This window comes from Proteus sp. PR00208 (genome assembly GCF_016238545.1).
GTDB lineage: Bacteria > Pseudomonadota > Gammaproteobacteria > Enterobacterales > Enterobacteriaceae > Proteus.
In genome coordinates, this window is the sequence record NZ_JAEHQE010000021.1 from 70,413 (window position 1) to 92,851 (window position 22,439).

Here is a 22,439-nt window from a genome sequence, read left to right on the forward strand (position 1 = left end):
AGGAAAACACAAAACAACGATGGCGATGAAAAAGTTGCTTATAGCGTCGCTGCTGCTGGGCAGCGCCACTGCATACGGTTCAGACGGATTCGTAGTTCAGGACATTCAATTTGAAGGTCTTCAACGCGTCGCCGTTGGTGCAGCATTACTGAACATGCCTGTCCGAGTTGGAGACTCGGTCGGTAATGATGATATCAGCCGAACTATCCGTTCATTATTTGCGACAGGAAACTTTGATGATGTTCGTGTCCTGCGTGACGGAAATACTCTGATTGTTCAAGTAAAAGAGCGTCCAACTATTGCCAGCATTACTTTCTCTGGTAACAAAGCAATCAAGGAAGAGATGCTAAAACAGAACCTTGATGCTTCTAACATTCGTATCGGTGAAACACTTGACCGCACAATGCTAGCGAATATCGAGAAAGGGCTTGAAGATTTCTATTATAGTGTTGGTAAATATAATGCAACTGTAAAAGTGGTTGTTACACCTCTTCCTCGTAATCGTGTTGACTTAAAACTCGTGTTTGCAGAGGGTGTTTCAGCAACTATTCAGCAAATCAACATTGTTGGTAATAAAGCATTTTCTACTGCTGAGCTCGTTAACCGTTTCCAATTACGTGATGATGTTCCTTGGTGGAACTTAGCGGCTGATGAAAAATATCAGAAGCAAAAACTGGCTGGTGACTTAGAAACATTAAGAAGCTTCTATCTTGATCGTGGTTATGCACGTTTTGATATTGAATCGACGAATGTCAGTTTAACGCCAGACAAAAAGGGAATTTACATTACCATTAACCTGAAAGAAGGTGATAAATACACAGTAGAAAATACTGAAGTCAATGGTAATACGGCGGGCTACACTAAACAAATTGAAGAGCTTATCGAAATTGCACCCGGCTCTCTTTATAATGGCGCGCAAGTCACTAAAACAGAAAATGATATTAAAAATCTGTTAGGGCGTTATGGATATGCTTATCCTCGCGTTATGACAAACCCTGAAATTAATGATGAAAATAAAACCGTCAAACTGCATGTAAACGTAGATGCAGGAAACCGTTTCTATGTTCGTCAAGTCCGTTTCGCTGGTAATGACATCACTAAAGACTCTGTTTTACGTCGTGAAATGCGTCAAATGGAAGGTGCATGGTTAGGTAGCGATTTAGTTGAACAAGGTAAAGAGCGTTTAAATCGTTTAGGTTATTTCGAAACGGTTGAAACAGAAACTCAGCGTATTCCAGGTTCTCCTGATCAGGTTGATATCGTTTATCGTGTCAAAGAGCGTAACACAGGCTCTCTTAACTTTGGTGTCGGTTTCGGTACTGAAAGTGGCGTGAGCTTCCAAGTAGGTGTTACTCAAGATAACTGGTTAGGTACAGGTAACGCAGTTGCTATTAACGCGAGTAAAAATGATTACTCAACTTACGCAGAATTATCTGTGACTGACCCATACTTTACCGTTAATGGTGTGAGTTTAGGCGGTCGAATTTTCTATAATGATTTCCGCGCTAATGATGCTGATTTATCTGGTTATACCAATAAATCTTATGGTGTAGATGGTACATTAGGCTTCCCAATTAATGAATATAACTCAGCACGTCTTGGCTTAGGCTATACTCATAATGGTCTGTCACGTATGGAACCGCAGGTTGCAATGTGGCGTTACCTAGAAAGTATGGGTGAAAATCCAGGCTTTGATAAACGTGAATCGTTTAATGCTGATGACTATACTGTCAGTATGGGTTGGACATTTAATAACTTAAACAAAGGTTTCTTCCCAACATCAGGTGCGAGAAGTAACTTAAGTGGACGTGTGACTGTACCGGGCTCTGACAACAAGTACTATAAAGTCACTTGGGACGGTATGTACTATTACCCAATTAATGAGAAAGAGTCTTGGGTAACCTTACTTAAAGGTCGTTTAGGCTACGGTGATGGTTTAGGTGGTAAAGAATTACCATTCTATGAAAACTTCTATGCAGGTGGTTCGGGTACAGTTCGTGGTTTCCGTTCAAATAATATCGGTCCTAAAGCGGTTTACCTTGATGCAAATGGTAAGCCAAAACCAGGTGAGCCATCTAGCGATGCTATCGGTGGTAACGCAATGGCTGTGGCAAGTTTTGAGCTGATCACTCCAACGCCATTTGTAGATGATAAATACTCATCTTCAGTCAGAACCTCTCTGTTTGTTGATGCAGGTACGGTGTGGGATACTAAGTGGAGTAGCACTAACTCAGCTTGGACAGCAGGTATGCCTGATTATAGCCGTGCAAGTGATATACGTGTTTCAACCGGTGTTGCGTTACAATGGTTATCTCCTTTAGGTCCGTTAGTATTCTCTTATGCTAAGCCAATAAAAGATTACGAAGGCGATAAATCAGAGCAATTCCAGTTTAATATTGGTAGAACGTGGTAGCGATGTAAGTAAAGTTGATGCCTGATTCATAATGCTGAAAAAGGCATCCGATTTCTGACAAAAAATTATTTTTGGTTTTAAGGAGTTTAATCGTGAAAAAATTGTTATGTGCCGCTGCCCTAGGAATGGCATTGACCATGTCAGCAGGTGTTCAAGCCGCAGATAAAGTAGGTGTTGTGAACATCGGTCAAGTTCTCCAACAAATTCCTAACCGTGATGCGGTAGAGAAACAATTGGAAAATGAATTCAAATCACGTGACACTGAATTGCAGAACTTAGGTAAAGCATTACAGACAGCTGTTGAGAAATATCAAAAAGACGCGCCAACTATGAACGCAACACAACGTGCAAATACAGAGAAAGATCTGGTTGCTAAACGTGAAGCATATGCACAAAAAGCACAAGCTTTTGAGCAAGACTTTAGCCGTCGTCAAGCTGAAGAACGTAACAAAATCATGAAACGTGTATTAGACGCTGTTGATGCAGTAGCGAAGAAAGAAGGCTATGATGTGATCCTTGATGCTAACACTGTACCTTATTTCGCAGATGGTAAAGATATTACTGCTCAGGTTCAAAAACAGGTTAAATAATAGATGTTTTCAATTCGATTAGCTGATCTTGCTCAGCAGTTGAATGCACAGTTACACGGCGATGGTGATATCACTATCGCCGGTCTTGCTTCAATGAGCCTAGCAAATAGCGAACAAATTACATTTCTTTCCGATAGTCGCTATCGTGAAAAATTAAGTGAATGTCAGGCTGCTGCTGTTGTATTAACAGAAGCTGATCTTCCGTTTTGTCCCGTTGCCGCACTTGTGGTGAAAAACCCGTATCTTGCCTATGCTCAAATGGCACAGATAATGGATACAACACCGCAGCCAGCACAGGATATCCATCCAAGTGCTGTTATTTCTCCTGACGCTAAGTTAGGAAAAAATGTATCAGTGGGTGCAAATGCCGTTATCGAATCTGATGTTATCCTTGGTGATAATGTTGTGATTGGTGCCGGTTGTTTTGTGGGTAAAAAAGCACATATTGGCGATAATAGCCGTTTATGGGCAAATGTATCTATTTATCATGAAGTTATCATTGGTAAAGATTGTTTGGTTCAGTCAGGTACTGTGATTGGTTCAGATGGTTTTGGTTATGCTAATGAACGTGGTAATTGGATCAAAATTCCACAATTAGGTTCAGTAGTGATTGGTGATCGCGTTGAAATCGGTGCATGTACTACAATCGACCGAGGCGCATTAGATAACACAGTTATCGGTAATGGTGTTATCATTGATAACCAGTGCCAAATCGCACATAACGTTATTATTGGTGATAATACCGCTGTTGCTGGTGGTGTCATCATGGCGGGTAGCCTAAAAATAGGCCGCTATTGTATGATTGGTGGAGCAAGTGTTATCAATGGTCACATGGAAATCTGTGATAAAGTCACGGTAACAGGTATGGGAATGGTAATGCGTCCTATCACTGAGCCGGGTGTTTATTCTTCAGGAATTCCGCTGCAATCGAATAAAGCATGGCGTAAAACCGCAGCTCTTGTGTTGCGAATTGATGAAATGCAAAAAAGGCTCAAGTCGCTTGAACGTCAAGTAGAAAGTAGCGACAAGTAACAATATACGTCATTGACGAATGTTACCCATTTTGCGACCTGCGGGTTAACTCACTTTTTGAGTCACAGCAGGTCGTGTCATTATTAATTAGACTCAGTTTTATTAGACAGGAAGAGTATTGCAATGAGTGAGAATCATACTCTGCAAATCGAAGAAATTTTAGATTTACTTCCACACCGTTACCCATTCTTATTGGTTGATCGTGTCCTTGATTTTGAAGAAAAGAAATTTCTAAGAGCAGTAAAAAATGTATCTTTTAATGAGCCTTTCTTTCAAGGTCACTTTCCAGGAAAACCAATTTTTCCGGGCGTACTGATCCTCGAAGCCATGGCACAGGCAACGGGTATTTTAGCATTCAAAAGCGTAGGAAAGCTGGAACCTGGTGAACTCTACTATTTTGCTGCTATTGACGGTGCTCGCTTTAAACGTCCTGTCTTACCTGGGGATCAAATGATCCTAGAGGTAGAATTCATTAAAGAACGTCGTGGTGTTGCTCGCTTTAAAGGCGTCGCTAAAGTTGATGGGGAAATTGCTTGCGAAGCTGAAATGATGTGTGCTCGCCGCCGTGAGGTCTAGCCTATGATAGATAAATCCGCAGTAATTCACCCTTCCTCAATTATTGAAGAGGGTGCGGTAATCGGTGCTAATGTTCGCATTGGCCCTTTTTGTGTCATTGGTGCTAACGTTGAGATTGGTGAAGGTACTGACATCAAATCTCATGTTGTTATCAATGGGCACACACGCATTGGCCGAGATAATCAGATTTATCAATTCACTTCTATCGGTGAAGTTAATCAGGATCTGAAATATCGTGGTGAACCAACGCAAGTCATTATTGGTGATCGAAACCTTATTCGTGAAAGTGTGACTATCCACCGTGGAACAACCCAAGGTGGCAATATCACAAAAATTGGTAACGATAATCTACTGATGATTAATACCCACGTCGCACATGATTGTATCATTGGTGATCGTTGTATTATTGCAAATAACGGCACACTGGGTGGTCACGTCACTTTAGGTGATTTTGTGATTATCGGTGGTATGAGCGCCGTTCATCAGTTTTGCCAAATTGGCTCTCATGTGATGGTCGGTGGATGTTCAGGCGTGGCACAAGACGTTCCTCCTTTTGTTATTGCACAAGGAAACCACGCGACGCCTTATGGGCTGAATATTGAAGGATTAAAGCGCAGAGGTTTTGCTAAAGAAGATCTTCATGCAATTCGTAATGCTTACAAAGTACTTTACCGTAATGGTAAAACACTGGAAGAAGCGCGTGAAGAAATTGGACAATTGGTTGCTGATAATAATAATCCGCATGTCAAACTGTTCAGTGATTTTCTGGAGAACTCAGCAAAATCTAACCGCGGTATCATTCGCTAATTAGGATATGACCTTGTCAGGCCAATTATCTACTACTCAGTGTCCGTTAGTTATCGGCTTAGTTGCTGGTGAAACGTCCGGTGATATCTTGGGCGCGGGATTAATCCGCGCTCTAAAACAAATGCATCCCAATGTTCGCTTTGTCGGCGTTGCTGGACCTCTTATGCAAGCTGAAGGTTGTGAAGCTTGGTATGAGATGGAAGAGCTTGCCGTCATGGGGATCGTTGAAGTTCTCGAACGATTACCTCGCTTATTAAAGATCAGAAAAGATCTCACTCAACGATTCTCAGAATTAAAACCAGATGTTTTCGTGGGGATTGACGCACCTGATTTTAATATCACTCTTGAAGGTCGTTTAAAGCAAAAAGGGATCAAAACTATTCACTATGTCAGTCCATCTGTGTGGGCTTGGCGTCAAAAACGTGTTTTCAAAATTGGTAAAGCGACAGATCTCGTCTTAGCTTTTCTGCCTTTTGAAAAAGCGTTTTATGATAAGTATCAGGTTCCTTGTCGTTTTATTGGTCATACAATGGCTGATGCCATAGCCTTAAATCCAGATAAAAAGGCTGCTCGTGAACATCTAGGGATATCTGAAGAAATCCCTTGTCTAGCACTGCTTCCTGGTAGTCGTCATGCTGAAGTTGAAATGCTAAGTGCTGATTTTATAAAAACAGCACAGTTACTAAAACAGCAAATCCCCGCTCTTCATATTGTTGTGCCATTAGTTAATGCTAAGCGACGAGCCCAATTTGAACAGATACATCAAAATGTGGCACCAGAACTTGAAATACAACTTCTTGATGGGCAAGCAAGAGAAGCAATGACAGCGAGCGATGCGACATTGTTAGCATCAGGCACAGCTGCATTAGAATGCATGTTAACGAAATGCCCGATGGTTGTTGGCTATCGCATGAAACCATTTACTTTCTGGTTAGCAAAAAGGTTAGTTAAAACGCCTTATGTCTCGTTACCTAATTTGTTAGCTGGCCGAGAAATTATCAAAGAATTATTGCAAGAAGAGTGCGAACCCTCAGCGTTAGCACAACAACTTTTACCTCTTTTAACCGATGAAGAAAAAGTACGTCAATTAAAAGAGATATTTTTACAGCTACATAGTGACATTCGTTGTAATGCGGATGAGCAAGCAGCAAATGCAGTATTAGAATTGGTAGAAAAATAATGGAATTTGTATATCCAAAAGCAAATCTTATTGCTGGAGTTGATGAGGTTGGTCGAGGCCCATTAGTCGGTGCAGTAGTTACCGCTGCTGTTATTCTTGATCCAGCAAATCCAATTGAAGGATTAACAGACTCCAAAAAGCTAACAGAAAAAAAGCGTAATGCTCTTTATGACGAAATAAAAGAAAAAGCATTATGCTGGGCGATAGGCCGTGCAGAGCCAGAAGAAATTGATGAATTAAATATTCTTTGGGCAACCATGAAAGCAATGGAACGTGCTGTTGCGGGATTATCAATAACACCTGATATGGTCTTAATTGATGGTAATCGTTGCCCTAAATTACCAATGGCCTCTCAAGCGGTTATAAAAGGTGATAGTTTAGTTCAAGAAATTAGTGCAGCTTCTATTCTTGCTAAAGTGACTCGTGATAGAGAAATGGAAGAGTTAGATAAGCTTTACCCTGATTATGGTTTTGCTAAACATAAAGGGTATCCAACTGTTTTCCATATGGAAAAACTAGCCTTATTAGGGGCAACACCCTATCATCGAAAAAGTTTTGCGCCTGTAAAACGTGCTTTAAATTTAAAGTAATCCACAGAGTAATTAAACACTATGGCAGATCCTCGTTTTATCCATCTTAGGGTACACAGCGATTATTCAATGATCGATGGATTGGCAAAAACAGGGCCTCTTGTGAAGAAAGTGGCTTCGCTGGGAATGCCTGCTTTTGCGATTACTGATTTCACTAACTTATGTGGGTTAGTGAAATTTTATGGTGCTGCACATGGTGCTGGCATTAAACCTATCATTGGTGCTGATGTTTACCTTGAAACAGAATTATTAGGTGATGAATATGCTCATCTTACTATTCTTGCCCGTAATAATGTAGGCTACCAAAACCTCACTTTATTGATTTCAGAAGCTTACAAACACGGTTATGGTGCTGTTGGACCGACGATTAAACAAGAGTGGTTAACAACCTACAAAGAAGGGCTCTTGTTGCTTTCTGGCGGTAGAATGGGGGATGTGGGTAAGTTCCTACTTCGCGGAAATCGCGCTTTAGTTGATCAGTGCCTTGAATATTATCAAACTCATTTTCCCGATAGTTATTATCTAGAGCTTATTCGTACAGGCCGTACTGATGAGGAAACTTATCTTCATGAAGCAGTAGCACTGGCTTCTGAAAAAGGTCTGCCCGTCGTTGCAACCAATGATGTCTGTTTTCTCGACAGTGATGATTTTGACGCACATGAAATTCGTGTCGCAATTCATGACGGTTTTACGTTATCTGATCCCAAACGTCCTAAGAATTATAGTCCTCAGCAATATATGCGCACAGAAGAAGAAATGTGTGAATTATTTGCTGATATACCTGAAGCATTAGAAAACAGTGTTGAAATCGCTAAACGCTGTAATGTCACGATCCGCTTAGGGGAATACTTTCTTCCACAATTCCCAACAGGGGATATGAGCACAGAAGATTTCCTCGTCAAAAAATCGAAAGAAGGTTTAGAAGAACGCTTAGCCTTTTTATTTCCCGATCCTGAAGAGCGACAAAAAAGACGCCCTGAATATGATGAGCGTCTTGATATTGAGCTGCAAGTGATTAACCAAATGGGATTCCCTGGTTACTTCCTGATCGTGATGGAATTTATTCAGTGGTCTAAAGATAACGGTGTTCCTGTAGGACCAGGGCGTGGTTCTGGTGCTGGTTCATTAGTCGCTTACTCACTCAAAATCACTGACCTTGATCCTCTTGAATTCGACTTACTTTTCGAACGTTTTCTTAACCCAGAACGTGTATCGATGCCAGACTTTGACGTCGATTTCTGTATGGAAAAACGCGATAGAGTTATCGACCACGTTGCTGAAATGTATGGTCGAGATGCGGTATCTCAGATCATTACATTTGGTACGATGGCGGCGAAAGCCGTTATTCGCGATGTTGGCCGTGTTTTAGGACACCCTTACGGTTTTGTTGATAGAATTTCAAAACTCGTTCCTCCTGATCCAGGTATGACGCTGGAAAAAGCGTTTGCAGCCGAGCCTCAATTACCAGAAATTTATGAAGCCGATGAAGAGGTTAAATCTCTTATTGATATGGCTCGTAAATTAGAAGGTGTGACGCGTAATGCAGGTAAACACGCGGGTGGTGTCGTTATTTCACCAACGAAAATCACCGATTTTGCGCCACTTTATTGTGATGCTGAGGGAAATAACCCCGTTACACAATTTGATAAGAACGACGTTGAATACGCGGGTCTTGTTAAATTCGACTTCTTAGGTTTAAGAACACTAACCATCATTAACTGGGCATTAGAGATGATTAATGCCCGACGAGCTAAAAAATCTCTCGAACCTGTTGATATTTCGGCGATCCCATTAACGGATCAGCGCAGTTTTGACATGTTGCAGCGTTCAGAAACGACCGCGGTATTCCAGTTGGAATCTCGTGGTATGAAAGATCTCATCAAACGCCTACGTCCTGACTGTTTTGAAGATATGATTGCACTTGTTGCCCTATTTCGTCCGGGGCCATTGCAATCAGGCATGGTAGATAACTTTATTGACCGTAAACACGGTGTTGAAGAGATCTCATATCCTGATGTTAAGTGGCAACATGAAAGCTTACAGCCCGTTCTAGAACCAACCTATGGTGTTATCCTATACCAAGAACAAGTTATGCAAATTGCACAGGTTCTTGCGGGATATACGCTAGGTGGCGCGGATATGTTACGACGCGCAATGGGTAAGAAAAAACCTGAAGAAATGGCAAAGCAACGCTCTGTTTTTGAAGAGGGTGCTATTAAAAACGGTGTCGATGGTGAGCTTGCCATGAGGATCTTTGACTTGGTGGAGAAATTCGCCGGTTATGGATTTAACAAATCACACTCAGCAGCGTATGCATTAGTTTCTTATCAAACATTGTGGCTAAAAGCCCACTTTCCAGCTGAATTTATGGCTGCTGTAATGACGGCTGATATGGATAACACTGAAAAAGTGGTGGGATTGGTTGATGAATGTTGGAGAATGGGCTTAAAGGTTCTTCCTCCTGATATTAATAGTGGTCTTTATCATTTCCACGTAAATGATGAAGGCGAAATCGTTTATGGTATTGGTGCCATTAAAGGTGTGGGTGAAGGGCCAATTGAAGCGATTGTAGAGGCGCGTCAGCAAGGCGGTCACTTTAAAGATATTTTTGATCTCTGTGCTAGAACAGAAACCAAAAAATTGAATCGCCGAGTGATGGAAAAACTGATAATGTCAGGCGCATTCGATAAGCTGGGACCTCATCGTGCTGCTTTAATGTCTTCATTAGAAGATGCATTAAAAGCCGCAGACCAACATGCCAAGGCTGAAGCAATAGGCCAATCGGATATGTTTGGTGTGTTAGCTGAAGCGCCTGAACAAGTTGAGCGTTCTTATGCCAATATACCTAAATGGCCAGACCAAGTCGTTTTAGAAGGTGAGCGAGAGACGTTAGGTTTATATTTAACAGGTCATCCGATCACACGTTATTTAAAAGAAATTGAACGATATGCGGCAGGAACGCGTCTAAAAGATTTAGTACCAACACCTCGTGGTCAAATGGTGAAGGTAGCAGGCTTAGTACTTGCTTCTAAAGTATTTACAACGAAACGTGGAAATCGGATCGGCGTTTGTACCTTAGATGATCGTTCAGGTCGCTTAGAAATTATGTTATTTTCTGATGCATTGGATAAATACCAACATTTATTAGAACAAGACAAGATTTTAATTGCTACTGGGCAGGTCAGCTTTGATGATTTCAATGGTGGGCTTAAAATGACAGTCCGCGAACTTATGGATATCAACGAAGCCCGTGAAAAATATGCACGAGGACTTGCTATCTCATTATCAGACAGGCAAATTAATGAGCAATTATTAAATCGTCTTCGCGGCGTTTTAGAACCTCATCGTTCAGGCACGATACCGGTTCATCTTTATTTTGAAAAGCATGATGCCTGCGCACGTTTACGATTTGGTGCGACTTGGCGTGTAACGCCAACAGATATGCTTTTAACGGATCTGCGAACTCTGCTGGGTAATGAGCAGGTAGAATTAGAATTTGACTAAAATAGGAATGTTATGAGTCTTAATTTTCTGGATTTTGAACAGCCAATTGCCGAGTTAGAAGCGAAAATTGATTCGCTAACCGCAGTTAGCCAACATGATGAAAAAATTGATATTAATATCGATGAAGAAGTTTCACGCTTAAGAGAAAAAAGCCTAGAGCTAACGCGTAAGATTTTTTCTGATCTTGGTGCATGGCAAGTAGCACAACTTGCACGTCATCCATTAAGACCTTACACACTGGATTATATTCATCGTATCTTTACTGACTTCCAAGAATTAGCAGGCGACCGTGCTTATGCTGATGATAAAGCCATTGTTGGTGGTATCGCTCGTTTAGATGGTCGTCCAGTGATGGTTATTGGGCACCAAAAAGGGCGTGAAACGAAAGAGAAAATCCGCCGTAACTTTGGTATGCCAGCGCCAGAAGGCTATCGCAAAGCGCTTCGTTTAATGGAAATGGCGCAACGTTTTAATCTTCCTATTATCACTTTTATTGATACTCCAGGTGCTTATCCTGGTGTTGGTGCTGAAGAGCGCGGTCAATCAGAAGCGATTGCACGTAACTTACGTGAAATGTCACGCTTTGGCGTGCCAATCATCTGTACTGTTATTGGCGAAGGTGGTTCTGGTGGTGCACTGGCCATTGGTGTTGGTGATAAAGTGAATATGCTGCAATACAGCACCTATTCTGTTATTTCACCAGAAGGTTGTGCATCTATCCTTTGGAAAAGCGCTGATAAAGCACCATTAGCCGCAGAAGCGATGGGTATCACTGCAAATCGTTTAAAAGAGCTTAAGCTGATTGATACAGTTATTCCTGAGCCTTTAGGTGGCGCACATCGTCACTATGATGAAATTGCAGCGTCTTTAAAAGCACAAATCAAAGCTGATTTAGACGAGTTAGGTGCATTTGAATCAGAAGAGCTAACAAACCGTCGCTACCAACGTTTAATGGAATACGGTTACTGCTAATAGCACCACGTTATTCAAAAAGTAAAAGAAAACCTCATGTTGATAACATGAGGTTTTTTTGTCTCTAAAAACTATCCTCATTGAGATAATAAAATGAGGTTATATTCACTATAATGCATTATATATCAATGTGTTAAGTTGATCTCAAAAATAATATTAATTCACTTTTTTACTAAAAGAATAATCAACCCTATCTATTATTTTATAGGGTCATTTACTTCTTTTGTGAGGAAAAAGCGATGATATCGTTTAATGGTAAGGTTGGGATAATTACAGGTGGTAATAGCGGGATTGGATTAGCTTCTGCGGAAAAGTTTCTATCTTTAGGCGCATCTGTTGTTATCACTGGCAGTAATTTAACCCGAGGGCAAAAAGCAGAAAAATACCTAAAAGAAAAAGGGCTTTCGGGTGAATTTATACAAATGGATGTGAAAAGTGAAAAAGAGAACGAACAACTTATTGATTATGTAGTAAATAAATATGGGCGACTGGATTTCATCTTTGCTAATGCTGGTATTTTAACTGATAACATCGCAGATAAATTAGAATATGAAAAATGGAAAGGAGTATTAGACGTTAATCTTAATGGGCTCTTTCTGATTAATCGTGCAGCTATTCAATATTGGCTGAAAAACAAACTATCAGGTGCAATTGTTAATTGTAGCTCGATTTGCTCTTTTGTTGGTCAACACGAGTTTCCTGCCTATTGTGCATCAAAAGGTGGTGTTAAATTACTGACACAAACACTTGCTATTGATTATGCAAGCAAAGGTATTCGTATTAATGCGGTTTGTCCAGGTTATATTGATACACCTTTATTAGAAGGGCGTGAACTAGATAAGCAAAAGTTGGCGACATTGCACCCGATTGGTCGTCTTGGTACGCCAGAAGAAGTGGCTAATGTTGTAGCATTTTTGGCTAGTGACGCAGCTTCGTTTGTCACTGGAGCCTCTTATTTGGTCGATGGTGGTTTTACAGCATAAATAGCTTTTGTTCAAAGGCAGAATAATCAATATTCTGCTTTCTTTGGCTCTTTCTATGAGCCATTCAAGATCCTTGGATATGGTATTAATTGCAGGAATACTTTGTATTCGTGCAAAATCAGGTAGAAAAGCTTAACATAATCATCTGAATTCACAGATAAATGATAATGCTATGGAACTGGAAAACTGTTCACTTCTTGAAGAAATCAAACAACAGATTGATCCTTACACTAAAATTTTGGTGGGTTTTAGTGGTGGGGTAGATTCAACAGTTTTATTGCATGGGCTTGTTCGTTTGCGTGATGAATTCCAGTTACCTTTAGAATTAACAGCTATCTATATTCATCATGGATTAAATATCAAAGCAGATGATTGGCTTGCCCACTGTAAACAATATTGTCAGCAATGGCGTGTCGATTTTATCAGTGAAAAAGTGAATGTAGACCCTAAAGAAGGCGGTCTTGAGAATGGTGCAAGAGAGGCGCGTTATCAAGCTTTTCGCCGATATTTACAGCCACAACAAGTATTAGTGACTGCTCAACACCAAGATGATCAAGCTGAAACTTTTTTACTGGCTTTAAAGCGAGGCAGTGGCCCTGCTGGATTGTCTTCAATGCCTGCCAAGATGGTGTTTGAGAATAGTTATTTACTTCGACCATTACTTAATATTACTCGTGAGCAAATCGAGTCCTATGCGACAGAGCAACGATTAATTTGGATAGAAGACGATAGTAATCAAGATGATCGTTATGATCGCAATTTTTTACGATTGCGTGTTATGCCCTTACTAGCTCAACGTTGGCCTCATTTTTCACAAGCGGTAACTAGAAGTGCTGCATTGTGTGGTGAACAAGAAGCACTACTAGACGAACTATTAGATTCTGAACTTAATAGTTTAATGGACAGTGAACACAGCTTAGATATTAATCAACTTGCCCATTGTAGTGTTATAAAGCGCAATGCTTTACTGAGGCGCTGGTTTGCTAAACACAATAAAACCATGCCTTCAAGACAACAAATATTACGACTATGGCAAGAAGTGGCTTTAGCCAAAGCGGATGCTGAACCTAGATTACAATTTTATCAAGATGAAGTCAGACGTTATAAACAGCGCCTTTATCTAGTTCCAATCATTAAAGAGCCTGCTGAGCATGCTATTGAGTGGTCGCTCAATGAGCCTTTATGTTTACCTAATGGATTAGGTGCTCTATCACTCGTAGCCGAAACTGGAAAAAACACTGTCAGAAAGCCTTCGAGTGATGAAAAAGTCACTGTGCGTTTTGGTTTAACACAAGCATCTTTACGTATTGTAGGGCGAGAGCATGCTCGACATAGTAAAAAGATTTGGCAAGAGCTTGAAGTTGCACCTTGGCGTAGAACCCGGATCCCTTTGATTTATTATAATGATACGTTAATTGCAGCTATTGACACATTTGTTACTTTTGAGGGAAAAGCAACATCAGAACACGCTATTACTATTGAGTGGCGAAAGGCTCATGAATGAACAACCGCCAGTTGGCGGTTGTTCTTTATTCGGTTATTCCGATTTTATAACAATTGTCCCAAGTTCGGGATTAGAAAAGCTGGCAATAACATCCAGTCGTAAATCTTTAGAGCCTTCAGACGTTTTGACTTTTAGGTATTCAACTTTCTTGCTTAAGAAAAGGTCATCCGCAACACCTTCAATAAGCTCACCATCATGCAGTTCAATATGGAGCGCTAAACCACGCTGGCATGCTAACTCCAGATACTCATAATCATCACAGTTAATTGGTTGATATTCTGTATTTGTTGACATATTCCCTCACCACTCTTTCGTGGCGGTGTTGCCGCCAGTGAATAATTCAGAATAAAATCATTATGCTGTTATTCGATGTGAGCACAATAGTTATTATAATAATTTTCTGAAATAGTTCTTTATTCGAAGTGATTTGAGAAATAATTAACAATTATGGGTGCATTTATCTTAAAGCTTGTTTTATTGCCCCCTTTTATTTTAAAAAATGTTAGAATCATATAGAGAATGATTTATTAAAAAGTACCCAGAATGTAGGGAGTCGATGATGGGGAAAAAATTTTTATTTGCAGCCGTTGCTGCTGGGTTATTTATACTGTCAGGTTGCCAAAATAATATTGGCTTATCACTTGATGGAAAAATTGTAGACCAAACTTACAACAGTATTCTGCCTTGTGCCGATTGCTCTGGCATCGACACGACAATTCTTGTTAATCAAGATGGCTCTTATGTTATGGAGCAAAGCTATCAAGGTTCACCTGATGATAAACGTAGTTTCTTTGAATCAGGAACATGGGTATTAGGTAAAGATAAGCTGACATTGACTAATAGTTATGGTGAGAAGAGCTATTATTTACCTCGCGAAGATAAATTAGTCATGCTTGATATTGATGGCAACGTTATTAATTCAGAACTAAATTATACTTTAGCTAAGGTTCAACCTAAACAGCTTGCCGGCGAGTTCACTTATTTTGCTGATGCAGGTACGTTTAAAGATTGCCAATCAGGGCGTGTTTACGCAGCCAGTGGTATTGAATTGGAAAAAGGCTATTTCTCAACGGGTGTTGAGGGTGGAACACCTGTTTACCTCGAAGTAAATGGTTATTACAGTATTCGTCCTTCAATGGAAGACGGTCAATATGACCGAGCTTTAGTTGTTGCAGATGAAAAACCTCGTTTTAATCGTCATGGTTCTTGTGGAAATCATCGTGGTAGCAGAAGCTAAGTTTTAGTTATTCTATTCCTAATAAAAAACCCGCTTTTGCGGGTTTTTTGTTGCTCAATGAAGCCTCTTATCGTCAAGAGGCTTAATGATTAAGCGAGTTGCTCTTTGATAAAGGCAACAACATCATCAACATTGACTAGTGATTTATCATCACTACGACGTGCTTTATATTCGATTTGATTGTTATCGAGGTTACGATCACCAATCACGATCGTGTGTGGAATACCGATAAGTTCCATATCAGCAAACATTACACCCGGACGTTCTTTACGATCATCAAACAGAACATCAATACCTTGAGCACGTAATTCGTCATAAAGTTTGTCAGCGACTTCTTTAACACGATAAGAACGATGCATATTCATTGGTAAAATAGCAACTTGGAATGGTGCAATCGCATCTGGCCAAATAATACCGCGAGCATCATGATTTTGTTCAATAGCGGCAGCAACAATACGAGTTACACCGATACCATAGCAGCCCATAGTAACGATTTGGTTATGACCTTCTTCGTTTTGTACGGTTGCTTTTAATGCTTCTGAATATTTTGTGCCAAGTTGGAAGATATGACCAACTTCAATACCACGTTTGATTAGTAATGTTCCTTTACCGTCAGGGCTTGGATCGCCTTCAACAACATTACGGATGTCTGCAATTTCAGCAACAGGTAGGTCACGCTCCCAGTTGATACCAAAATAGTGTTTACCATCAACGTTTGCACCTGCACCGAAATCACTCATCACAGAAACAGAACGATCCATAATAACAGGTAGTGGCAGATTAACTGGGCCTAATGAACCTGGACCTGCATTTACAGCTTGGCGAATCTCAGCTTCAGTAGCGAAAGTTAAAGGTGCTGCAACGATAGCGCATTTTTCTGCTTTAACTTCATTAAGTTCGTGATCGCCACGGACTAATAATGCAACTAATGGGTGACCACTCTCTTTTGTACCATGAACAATCAGTGTCTTAACTGTTTTTTCAATTGGTAGATTGAATTGTTCAACTAATTCAGCAATTGTTTTAGCGTTTGGTGTATCCACTAAACGTAATTCTTCAGTTGCAGCAGCTCGTGGAGTTGCAGGCATTACTGCTTCTGCTAATTCGATATTGGCTGCATAGTCAGAGCCAGTTGAGAAGACGATGTCATCTTCACCGCTGTCTGCTAAAACTTGGAATTCATGAGAGGCATTGCCACCGATAGAGCCTGTATCTGCAAGTACTGGACGGAAATCTAAACCAATACGTGAGAAAATTTTGCTGTAAGCTTCATACATTCTGTCGTAAGTCTCTTGTAAAGACTCTTGAGAGATATGGAAAGAGTAAGCATCTTTCATGATAAATTCACGAGAACGCATAACACCAAAACGAGGGCGTACTTCGTCGCGGAATTTAGTTTGAATTTGATATAAGTTCAGTGGAAGTTGTTTGTAAGAGGTAATTTCATTACGAACAATATCAGTAACAACTTCTTCATGAGTTGGGCCTAAAACGAATGGGCGCTCACCTCTATCTGAAAAACGCAGTAATTCAGGGCCATACTGTTCCCAACGACCACTTTCTAGCCATAAGTCAGCGGGTTGAACAACGGGCATTGAAATCTCAAGAGATCCTGCGTTGTCCATCTCTTCACGAACAATTTTTTCAATTTTTCTTAGAACACGAACTCCTGTCGGCATCCAATCATAAAGACCAGAAGCGAGTTTACGGATCATGCCTGCGCGAAGCATAAGTTGATGGCTGACAATTTCTGCATCAGCAGGTGTCTCTTTTAAAGTAGAGAGCAAATAGTGGCTAGTACGCATTATTAGGTTCCATTAGAACAAAAATACTTAGGCTGACTGTCACGCCAGTCTATATCAATATAATTAGAGAAAGACTCTAGAGCGTGTTTATCTTTGCTGCTTATTTTTACAGCAAAAGAAATTTATAAAACAAGCAACATATTCAACATTTTGGGTTTGGGCATTGATTGATATTAACAATGACCACTTAAAAATAAAAACAGCCCTACGGGTTCGATTAAAAGACGTTTCACTCATTTTATTCTGCGTTGAGAGGTGCTAGCCTAGTTCACTAGGCGGCGAGCCCCTCTCCTTGCCTAAAATGCTTTTAATTCGAATGAAAATCGACCATCAAAGGTCAACACGCTCTAGTCTACCAGTGACTTAGGTCTGCCAAAAGGGGCAAAGCATTTTTTTCAATCTGATTTGTCTAAAGACATGAGAATGACTCTCAGATTAGATTATTCATGATAGCAATATCAATGAAGATAATAGCAAGTTACCGCGGTTCTACACTAAGAACAAGTGTCTGTTGTCCATTGACTTGCCAGCGAACATTGAATTCGAGTAAGTGTACCGCATAAATTCTATCACTTTGTTCTCCCTTTTTATAAGCAGGACGAGGATCTTGCTGTAATACTTGGGTAATAAAGCGTGAAAGATGAGGGTATTCACTTGCATAGTGTTGCAGTTGTTCGGATGCAATCTGTGAAAAGAAAACTGGCATTTCGTTATTAGGGGCTTCTTGTGCAAACCCTGCAATCGCATTTGGACGAGATTCTGCAAACGGTAAATAAGGTTTGATATCAAGAATAGGAGTGCCATCCACTAAATCGAGACTGCCTAATTCTAAAATAACAGACTGATTTTCGGCATTTACTTTTTTTAATTCAACTAACGACATACCAATTGGATTAGGACGAAAGGTTGAACGGGTGGCGAAAACGCCAATCTTTGCGTTTCCACCCAATCTCGGTGGGCGAACCAAAGGATGCCAACCTTGTTGTGCTGTTTGGTGAAAAACAAACAGTAACCAAAGGTGGCTAAATTGTTCTAAACCTCTGACTGCATCGGGGTGATTATAAGGGGTATGTAGAATAAGTTGACCGCCGCCATCCTGGACTAATCCAGGTTGGCGTGGAACGGCAAATTTTTCTTTATAAGGGCTTGAAATATACCCTATAGGATTCATTTGGTAGGTGTTCATTTTGTAATGAGTAGGGCTGTGCCTTCACAAATGGCGGATTGATAGCAACCTAAGCCTGTGACAATTTGGCATTCATGCAATAAAACGGCATTCGCATTTTTGTAAGCCGCTTTTGTTGCCATTCTTTTTTTAGCAATAGGTAAACTTGCTGGTGGGTCTTGTAATGTTTGACGACAAGACTCGCCAGCGACAATACCGAGATCTTTAAAAGGTGCACCTAAAAGGTCTTCTGTTTTTTCAACAATACGCACTGAAGGTAAAGTTTGTGACCTCGGTTTTTGTGGTTGTCCTGGTTTATTTAAACGCATATCCGTAAATTTAGACTGATCAACATCAGATGATTTTTGCATTGAACAGCCTGTCATAAACAGCGCCATGATGCCAAGAAGTAGCAAGCGCATGTGCATGGGTTATATCCTCTTTATTATTGCCTATACAAAAATTAAACGGCACTAATTTAATGCAAATTAGCCAAGTAAAAAAGAGAAAGGCGAACAAATGTCCGCCTTTTTTATAATTAAGTTAAATTTTAACGTATTACCAGCCTTTTACAGCACCGCCGTTAAAGATTTTATTTGCAGCACTATCAACTTCATCAGTTTGGTAAGCTTGAATAAATTTCTTCACATTCTCACTGTCTTTATTATCTTCGCGAGCAACAATGATATTTACATATGGAGATTCTTTGTCTTCAACAAAAATACCGTCTTTTGCTGGTGTTAAGTTTACTTGGCTTGCATAAGTGGTATTGATTACCGCCAAATAGATTTTTTGATCATCTAATGAACGTGGTAATTGAGGTGCTTCTAATTCTACTAATTTTAGATTTTTAGGATTCTCAATAATATCTAAAGACGTTGGTAATAAGCCTACACCATCTTTTAATTTAATTAATCCCACTTTTTCTAATAACAGCAGTGAACGACCTAAGTTAGTTGGATCGTTAGGGATAGCCACTTGAGCGCCATCAGGTAAATCAGCTAAATCAGTAATTTTTTTAGAGTAACCCGCGATAGGGTAAATAAACGTATTTCCTACTGCAGTAATCTTGAAATTACGATCTTTAATTTGTTGATCCAAATAAGGCTTGTGTTGGAATGCATTAAGATCGATATCACCACGACTTAATGATTCATTAGGCATTACGAAGTCATTGAAAGTAACGAGTTCTACATCAAGACCATATTTATCTTTAGCAACTTGTTTTGCTACTTCTGCAACTTGTTGTTCAGAGCCAGAAATAACACCAACACGAATATGGTTTGGATCTTTTTCTTTTTCACCACAACCAGCTAATACTAATGCGCCAACTAAAGCACTTACGACTGCGAGCGATTTAAATTTCAATGACATACATTTACCCTTATTTGATCTGTTAATTAAAAGGTTTCGATTTAATAATTGAAACCTTCAATCTAATTATTTATGTGTTGTCAGCTTCACTAAGCGATCGCCGAAAAACTGAATGATAAAAACAAGAATAACGAGTAGAACAATCACAATATTCATTACAGTTGCATTATAGCCAACGTAACCATATTGATAGCCAATTTGACCTAAACCACCTGCACCAACAGCACCACCCATCGCTGAGTAACCCACTAATGTAATTAGTGTAATGGTTGCAGCATTAATCAAGCCTGGTAAAGATTCTGGTAATAAAATTTTCTTAATAATTTGCATTGGTGTTGCACCCATAGAACGAGATGCTTCAATTAATCCTTGTGGGATTTCCAATAGCGTATTTTCGACCATACGAGCAATAAAAGGTGCTGCGGCAACAGTTAATGGCACGATGGCTGCTTGCAAGCCAATAGATGTTCCTACAATCAAGCGAGTAAAAGGGATCATCCATACTAGTAAGATAATAAAAGGGATAGCCCTAAAAATATTCACAAGTGCTGAGATAACACGATAGGCAGGTGGATTTGCCATAATTTGTTCAGGACGAGTGACATAAAGTAAAACACCAAGTGGTAGCCCGATGACAAAACCAAAGAAGCCTGAAACGAAGGTCATGACTAAGGTTTCCCAGATCCCACTAATTAATAAATAAACCATTCCTTCAGACATAACCGAGAACCTCTACTTTCACATGATGCTCTTCTAAAAACGCAATCGACTTTTCAGTATTACCATTCTTACCGTGTAGCTCAGCTAACATCACGCCAAACTTCACACCACCGGCATAGTCCATTTGTGAACTTAAGATATTAATATCTGCGTCAAAACGACGAGCAACGATGGACATTAATGGTGCATCAACGGATTGACCGTTAAATTCAAGTTTCAATAATGGGAACAAACCTTCTTCCCACTCTGGTTTCATACGTTCTTTGTAATCTTCAGGAATATCCAATTGTAGTGTTGATTGGATAAAAGCCTGAGAAACAGGTGTTTTTGGATGAGAGAAAACTTCACTCACTGCATCACTTTCAACTAATTCACCACCACTTATTACTGCGACTTGATCACAAATGCGTTTTACAACGTCCATTTCATGAGTGATTAATAAAATGGTGAGACCTAAACGACGGTTAATGTCTTTCAGCAATTCTAAAATAGAACGTGTTGTTGCTGGATCAAGTGCGCTGGTGGCTTCATCACACAACAAAACGTTGGGTGAATTTGCTAATGCGCGAGCTATTGCAACACGTTGCTTTTGTCCACCAGATAAGTTTGCTGGGTAATACTCTTTCTTATCTGATAAACCAACTAATTCAAGTAATTCATTAACACGCTTATTAATCTCAGCGCGAGGTGTGTTATCAAGTTCTAATGGCAGTGCCACATTATCAAATACGGTACGTGAAGACAGTAAGTTGAAATGTTGGAAAATCATGCCAATACCACGACGTGCTTTCGTTAATTCTTTATCAGATAACTTTGTGAGATCACGCCCATCAACAAGCACTTCACCTGAAGTGGGTTTTTCTAACATATTCACACAACGTATAAGTGTACTTTTACCCGCACCTGACGATCCGATAACACCAAAAATCTGCCCTTGTGGCACATGCAGGTTAATATTTGATAGCGCTTGTATAGAACGCTCTCCCTGCTTAAATACTTTGTTTATATTCGTCAGTTTAATCATGTTTTTCTTTATATAAGTAGATATGGGACATAAAGACTATTCTGCCCGAGTTAAAATAGATGTTAAGGCGTCTAGACGGCTAAGTCAATAAAAAAGAGTTGAAGACTAATAAAGAAAGAAAGCCGTGGATATCATTCTCTATATAAGAAAAAACATGCGATACTAATAAAAATATCTAAATGGAGTAATGCTGTGAGCAAGGGGATTTCTGCGATTTTCTTAGATCGCGATGGAACTATTAATATAGACCATGGTTATGTGTCTGAAATTGATAACTTTGAATTTATCGATGGCGTGATTGAGGCAATGGCTGAATTAAAAGCTATGGGATATGCCTTGGTACTAGTGACTAATCAATCGGGCATTGGGCGTGGCTACTATAGTGAAGATCAATTTTTACACCTAACAGAGTGGATGGATTGGTCTTTGGCAGATAGAGGTGTTGATTTAGATGGTATCTATTATTGTCCTCATCATCCTGATGCCACTGTAGAAGAATATAAGAAAGAATGTGATTGTCGCAAACCAGCCTCAGGTATGTTTATGGATGCAAAAGCACAATTAAACATCGATATGGCTTCTTCTTATATGGTTGGCGATAAAAAAGAAGATATGTTGGCAGCAAAAACTGCGGGAGTGGGTCATAAAATTCTTGTTCGCACTGGAAAAGAGATAACTGAAGAGGCACAACAGTGTGCAGATTTTGTTCTCGATAGCCTTGCAGACTTGCCAAAATGGCTAAAAAGCCACAAAAAATAGGCACTTCGTTTAATTTACCAACAAACGAACATTTTTTTTAAAAAAACTATTGCCAGCCTCAGAAAACTCCCTATAATGCGTCCTCGTTGTCACGGCACAGGGCGCTAAGCGAACTGACTGAGAGAACGAAGAAAAAAGTGAAAAGCCTTGAAAATAAACGCTTGACACTGAATGAGGAAGATGTAGAATGCACCTCCTCGCAAT

General features: G+C 40.0%; 20 protein-coding genes. 13 read left to right on the forward strand and 7 right to left on the reverse strand.

Annotated features, from left to right (window positions below; translation table 11 throughout):
• Positions 1 to 19: 19 nt before the first annotated feature.
• The 11 genes from bamA (at position 20) to tilS (ending at position 14,151) form a co-directional block, all read left to right on the forward strand.
• On the forward strand, positions 20 to 2,413 hold the full coding sequence (gene bamA, locus JEP36_RS14165; protein WP_196532754.1) for an outer membrane protein assembly factor BamA: 2,394 nt from the start codon (positions 20 to 22) through the stop codon (positions 2,411 to 2,413).
• 92 nt (positions 2,414 to 2,505) lie between these two features.
• On the forward strand, positions 2,506 to 3,003 hold the full coding sequence (locus JEP36_RS14170) for an OmpH family outer membrane protein (protein WP_036934019.1): 498 nt from the start codon (positions 2,506 to 2,508) through the stop codon (positions 3,001 to 3,003).
• A gap of 3 nt (positions 3,004 to 3,006) precedes the next feature.
• The gene (lpxD, locus tag JEP36_RS14175; RefSeq protein WP_109373121.1) at positions 3,007 to 4,035 is read left to right on the forward strand and encodes a UDP-3-O-(3-hydroxymyristoyl)glucosamine N-acyltransferase; all 1,029 of its coding nucleotides are present in this window, start codon (positions 3,007 to 3,009) and stop codon (positions 4,033 to 4,035) included.
• Positions 4,036 to 4,158: 123 nt separating this feature from the next.
• Positions 4,159 to 4,611, forward strand: coding sequence for a 3-hydroxyacyl-ACP dehydratase FabZ (fabZ, locus tag JEP36_RS14180; RefSeq protein WP_006535887.1), 453 nt, complete (start codon positions 4,159 to 4,161; stop codon positions 4,609 to 4,611).
• 3 nt (positions 4,612 to 4,614) lie between these two features.
• Positions 4,615 to 5,418, forward strand: coding sequence for an acyl-ACP--UDP-N-acetylglucosamine O-acyltransferase (lpxA, locus tag JEP36_RS14185; RefSeq protein ID WP_088494703.1), 804 nt, complete (start codon positions 4,615 to 4,617; stop codon positions 5,416 to 5,418).
• Positions 5,419 to 5,425: 7 nt separating this feature from the next.
• Positions 5,426 to 6,598, forward strand: a complete 1,173-nt coding sequence (gene lpxB, locus JEP36_RS14190; RefSeq protein WP_109373122.1) for a lipid-A-disaccharide synthase — start codon at positions 5,426 to 5,428, stop codon at positions 6,596 to 6,598.
• Positions 6,598 to 7,188 carry a ribonuclease HII gene (gene rnhB / locus JEP36_RS14195; protein WP_006535883.1) on the forward strand — a complete coding sequence of 197 codons (591 nt, stop codon included), beginning with the start codon at positions 6,598 to 6,600 and terminating at the stop codon, positions 7,186 to 7,188. The genes lpxB and rnhB overlap by 1 nt, the downstream gene beginning before the upstream one ends.
• Before the next feature lie 21 nt (positions 7,189 to 7,209).
• A complete protein-coding gene (dnaE, locus tag JEP36_RS14200; protein WP_198630371.1) occupies positions 7,210 to 10,692 on the forward strand; it encodes a DNA polymerase III subunit alpha in 3,483 nt (1,160 codons plus the stop codon).
• 12 nt (positions 10,693 to 10,704) lie between these two features.
• Positions 10,705 to 11,664 carry an acetyl-CoA carboxylase carboxyl transferase subunit alpha gene (gene accA, locus JEP36_RS14205; protein ID WP_198630372.1) on the forward strand — a complete coding sequence of 320 codons (960 nt, stop codon included), beginning with the start codon at positions 10,705 to 10,707 and terminating at the stop codon, positions 11,662 to 11,664.
• A 239-nt stretch (positions 11,665 to 11,903) separates the two neighbouring features.
• Positions 11,904 to 12,647 carry an SDR family NAD(P)-dependent oxidoreductase gene (locus JEP36_RS14210; RefSeq protein ID WP_198630373.1) on the forward strand — a complete coding sequence of 248 codons (744 nt, stop codon included), beginning with the start codon at positions 11,904 to 11,906 and terminating at the stop codon, positions 12,645 to 12,647.
• A 172-nt stretch (positions 12,648 to 12,819) separates the two neighbouring features.
• Complete coding sequence (gene tilS, locus JEP36_RS14215) at positions 12,820 to 14,151, forward strand: tRNA lysidine(34) synthetase TilS (RefSeq protein WP_198626181.1); 1,332 nt, start codon at positions 12,820 to 12,822, stop codon at positions 14,149 to 14,151.
• Positions 14,152 to 14,184: 33 nt separating this feature from the next.
• Here tilS and rof read toward each other — a convergent pair whose 3' ends face one another.
• Positions 14,185 to 14,445, reverse strand: a complete 261-nt coding sequence (gene rof / locus JEP36_RS14220; RefSeq protein ID WP_109373127.1) for a Rho-binding antiterminator — start codon at positions 14,443 to 14,445, stop codon at positions 14,185 to 14,187.
• Positions 14,446 to 14,707: 262 nt separating this feature from the next.
• Between rof and nlpE the strand changes: the two genes are divergently transcribed.
• Positions 14,708 to 15,388, forward strand: coding sequence for an envelope stress response activation lipoprotein NlpE (gene nlpE, locus JEP36_RS14225; RefSeq protein ID WP_160230640.1), 681 nt, complete (start codon positions 14,708 to 14,710; stop codon positions 15,386 to 15,388).
• A gap of 89 nt (positions 15,389 to 15,477) precedes the next feature.
• On the opposite strand, the gene proS is transcribed toward nlpE, so the two are convergent.
• The 6 genes from proS to metN all read right to left on the reverse strand — a co-directional run bounded on the left by proS (position 15,478) and on the right by metN (position 21,476).
• Positions 15,478 to 17,193 carry a proline--tRNA ligase gene (gene proS / locus JEP36_RS14230; protein WP_198620929.1) on the reverse strand — a complete coding sequence of 572 codons (1,716 nt, stop codon included), beginning with the start codon at positions 17,191 to 17,193 and terminating at the stop codon, positions 15,478 to 15,480.
• 478 nt (positions 17,194 to 17,671) lie between these two features.
• Positions 17,672 to 18,379: a tRNA (N6-threonylcarbamoyladenosine(37)-N6)-methyltransferase TrmO gene (tsaA, locus tag JEP36_RS14235; protein WP_109373130.1), complete on the reverse strand. Its 708-nt coding sequence runs from the start codon at positions 18,377 to 18,379 to the stop codon at positions 17,672 to 17,674.
• On the reverse strand, positions 18,376 to 18,786 hold the full coding sequence (rcsF, locus tag JEP36_RS14240) for an Rcs stress response system protein RcsF (RefSeq protein WP_109373131.1): 411 nt from the start codon (positions 18,784 to 18,786) through the stop codon (positions 18,376 to 18,378). The genes tsaA and rcsF overlap by 4 nt, the downstream gene beginning before the upstream one ends.
• 130 nt (positions 18,787 to 18,916) lie before the next feature.
• A complete protein-coding gene (locus JEP36_RS14245; protein ID WP_109373132.1) occupies positions 18,917 to 19,732 on the reverse strand; it encodes a MetQ/NlpA family lipoprotein in 816 nt (271 codons plus the stop codon).
• Positions 19,733 to 19,798: 66 nt separating this feature from the next.
• A complete protein-coding gene (locus JEP36_RS14250) occupies positions 19,799 to 20,452 on the reverse strand; it encodes a methionine ABC transporter permease MetI (protein WP_109373133.1) in 654 nt (217 codons plus the stop codon).
• Positions 20,445 to 21,476: a methionine ABC transporter ATP-binding protein MetN gene (metN, locus tag JEP36_RS14255; protein WP_099074391.1), complete on the reverse strand. Its 1,032-nt coding sequence runs from the start codon at positions 21,474 to 21,476 to the stop codon at positions 20,445 to 20,447. Before metN ends, JEP36_RS14250 begins: the two co-directional genes overlap by 8 nt.
• A 192-nt stretch (positions 21,477 to 21,668) precedes the next feature.
• On the opposite strand from metN, the gene gmhB reads away from it, so the two are divergent.
• Entirely contained in the window at positions 21,669 to 22,235 is a 567-nt protein-coding gene (gene gmhB, locus JEP36_RS14260; RefSeq protein WP_109373134.1) for a D-glycero-beta-D-manno-heptose 1,7-bisphosphate 7-phosphatase, read from the forward strand.
• Positions 22,236 to 22,439 lie beyond the last annotated feature (204 nt).

Bases quoted from the DNA above. Each gene is read 5' to 3' on its own strand.
- bamA (WP_196532754.1), top strand. From the start codon at position 20: ATGGCGATGAAAAAGTTGCTTATAGCGTCGCTGCTGCTGGGCAGCGCC.
- lpxD (WP_109373121.1), top strand. From the start codon at position 3,007: ATGTTTTCAATTCGATTAGCTGATCTTGCTCAGCAGTTGAATGCACAG.
- fabZ (WP_006535887.1), top strand. From the start codon at position 4,159: ATGAGTGAGAATCATACTCTGCAAATCGAAGAAATTTTAGATTTACTT.
- lpxA (WP_088494703.1), top strand. From the start codon at position 4,615: ATGATAGATAAATCCGCAGTAATTCACCCTTCCTCAATTATTGAAGAG.
- lpxB (WP_109373122.1), top strand. From the start codon at position 5,426: ATGACCTTGTCAGGCCAATTATCTACTACTCAGTGTCCGTTAGTTATC.
- rnhB (WP_006535883.1), top strand. From the start codon at position 6,598: ATGGAATTTGTATATCCAAAAGCAAATCTTATTGCTGGAGTTGATGAG.
- dnaE (WP_198630371.1), top strand. From the start codon at position 7,210: ATGGCAGATCCTCGTTTTATCCATCTTAGGGTACACAGCGATTATTCA.
- accA (WP_198630372.1), top strand. From the start codon at position 10,705: ATGAGTCTTAATTTTCTGGATTTTGAACAGCCAATTGCCGAGTTAGAA.
- JEP36_RS14210 (WP_198630373.1), top strand. From the start codon at position 11,904: ATGATATCGTTTAATGGTAAGGTTGGGATAATTACAGGTGGTAATAGC.
- tilS (WP_198626181.1), top strand. From the start codon at position 12,820: ATGGAACTGGAAAACTGTTCACTTCTTGAAGAAATCAAACAACAGATT.
- rof (WP_109373127.1), bottom strand. From the start codon at position 14,445: ATGTCAACAAATACAGAATATCAACCAATTAACTGTGATGATTATGAG.
- nlpE (WP_160230640.1), top strand. From the start codon at position 14,708: ATGATGGGGAAAAAATTTTTATTTGCAGCCGTTGCTGCTGGGTTATTT.
- proS (WP_198620929.1), bottom strand. From the start codon at position 17,193: ATGCGTACTAGCCACTATTTGCTCTCTACTTTAAAAGAGACACCTGCT.
- tsaA (WP_109373130.1), bottom strand. From the start codon at position 18,379: ATGAACACCTACCAAATGAATCCTATAGGGTATATTTCAAGCCCTTAT.
- rcsF (WP_109373131.1), bottom strand. From the start codon at position 18,786: ATGCACATGCGCTTGCTACTTCTTGGCATCATGGCGCTGTTTATGACA.
- JEP36_RS14245 (WP_109373132.1), bottom strand. From the start codon at position 19,732: ATGTCATTGAAATTTAAATCGCTCGCAGTCGTAAGTGCTTTAGTTGGC.
- JEP36_RS14250 (WP_109373133.1), bottom strand. From the start codon at position 20,452: ATGTCTGAAGGAATGGTTTATTTATTAATTAGTGGGATCTGGGAAACC.
- metN (WP_099074391.1), bottom strand. From the start codon at position 21,476: ATGATTAAACTGACGAATATAAACAAAGTATTTAAGCAGGGAGAGCGT.